We start from the raw sequence: 1,738 nt of genomic DNA, 5'->3' as shown, positions 1-1,738 counted from the left end.
GATCACGTGCCGTCCATGCCTTCCGACACAATCGAGATCGGCTGGCGGCTGGCGCCCGAATTCTGGGGCAAGGGCTATGTCACGGAGGCGGCCGAGGCCTGGCTCGCCTTTGGCTTCGAGACGCTCGACCGCGACGAGATCGTCTCCTTCGCCGTGGCCGACAACCACCGCTCCACCGCCGTCATGAAGCGCCTCGGCATGAGCGCCGATCCGGCGCGCGACTTCGATCATCCCGACATCCCGGACAGTCATCCGGCGCTCAAGCGGCATGTCTTCTACAGGCTGGCGCGCGATGACTGGCAGGCACGAAAAAGGGCGGCTCGTTAGCCGCCCTTTTCATTGAAACTCAGTCGGTTGCGCGATTTTCCGGACTCAATCCATCCGGATCGTAACGAACCGCAACTCACCGGTCTTCGACGCCAGCATCAGGAGCGCGTTCTTGCGCCCTTGTTCCTTCAGCGCGCCGATGCGGTCCATGACGTCCTTCGGCGTCGCCACCGATTCCTGGGCGATCTCGGTGATCACCTCGCCAGGCTGGATGCCGCGCTCGGCCGCTGCCGAATCCTTGGTGACGTCGGTGATGACGACGCCCGAGACGTCGGCGGCGATGCCGAACTTGGTCCGCGTCTCGTCATTGAGTTCGCCGATGGTCATGCCGAGCACGGCCGCCGTCGAGACCGCGGGCGCCTTGTCGCCATTGTCCTGGTCGGTGTTGCTGCCGTCCTCGCCGCTGGCCAGCTTCTCGCCGTCCTCGAGCCGGCCGAGCGTCACCTTCACCGTCTGCTCGACGCCCTTGCGCACGATGACCACGTCCACCGCCTTGCCGACCGGGCTTTCGGCGACGACGCGCGGCAGGTCGCGCATCTCGTGAATGTCCTTGCCGTCGAACTTGATGATGACGTCGCCGGCCAGGATCGTGCCGTTGTCGACCGGCCCGCCCTTGATGACGCCGGCCACCAGCGCGCCCTTGGCGGTCGCCATGCCGAGGCTTTCGGCGATGTCGTCGGTCACCGGCTGGATGCGCACGCCCAGCCAGCCGCGCCGCGTTTCGCCGAACTGGCGAAGCTGGTCGACGACGCCCGAGGCAAGCTGCGAGGGAATGGAGAAGCCGATGCCGATCGAGCCGCCCGACGGCGAGATGATCGCCGTGTTGATGCCGATGACCTCGCCCAGGCTGTTGAACAGCGGACCGCCGGAATTGCCGCGGTTGATCGCGGCGTCGGTCTGGATGAAGTCGTCATAGGGGCCGGAATTGATGTCGCGGTTGCGTGCCGACACGATGCCGACCGTCACCGTGCCGCCGAGGCCGAACGGATTGCCGATCGCCATCACCCAGTCGCCGACCCGCATCTTGGTGGAATCGCCGAACTTCACCGCCGTCAGCTTGTGGCCCTTCGGGTCGACCTTCAGCACCGCGACGTCGGTCTTGGTGTCGGTGCCGACCAGCGTCGCCTTCAGCGTCACGCCGTCGGAGAAATTCACCTCGATGTCGTCGGCGTCGGCGATGACGTGGTTGTTGGTGACCACGATGCCTTGCTCGGCGTCGATGACGAAGCCGGAGCCCAGCGACTGCACTTTCTGGGCGCCGCCGCCCTTGTCGCCGCCGCGGTTCTTGAAAAAGTCGTCGAAGAAATCCTGGAACGGCGAGCCCTCGGGCAATTGCGGCATCGGCACCGCGCCGGGTCCTTCCGAGCCCTTCACCGTCTGCGAGGTCGAGATGTTGACGACGGCGCCCAGC

The 1,738-nt window shown here is 66.0% G+C and carries 2 protein-coding genes; one reads left to right on the top strand and one right to left on the bottom strand.

Features of this window, described 5'->3' with window-relative positions; genetic code table 11:
• Positions 1-327: GNAT family N-acetyltransferase (locus EN780_RS33520; protein WP_133372862.1), on the top strand; the 327-nt coding region annotated here is incomplete at its 5' end.
• Positions 328-372: 45 nt separating this feature from the next.
• Here the strand turns inward: EN780_RS33520 and EN780_RS33515 are convergent.
• The coding region (locus EN780_RS33515) for a DegQ family serine endoprotease (protein ID WP_133372861.1) at positions 373-1,738 on the bottom strand (1,366 nt) is incomplete at its 5' end.

It is taken from the genome of Mesorhizobium sp. M4B.F.Ca.ET.089.01.1.1 (assembly GCF_004022605.1).
GTDB lineage: Bacteria > Pseudomonadota > Alphaproteobacteria > Rhizobiales > Rhizobiaceae > Mesorhizobium > Mesorhizobium abyssinicae.
This window is presented reverse-complemented; position numbering and strand designations above follow the sequence as displayed.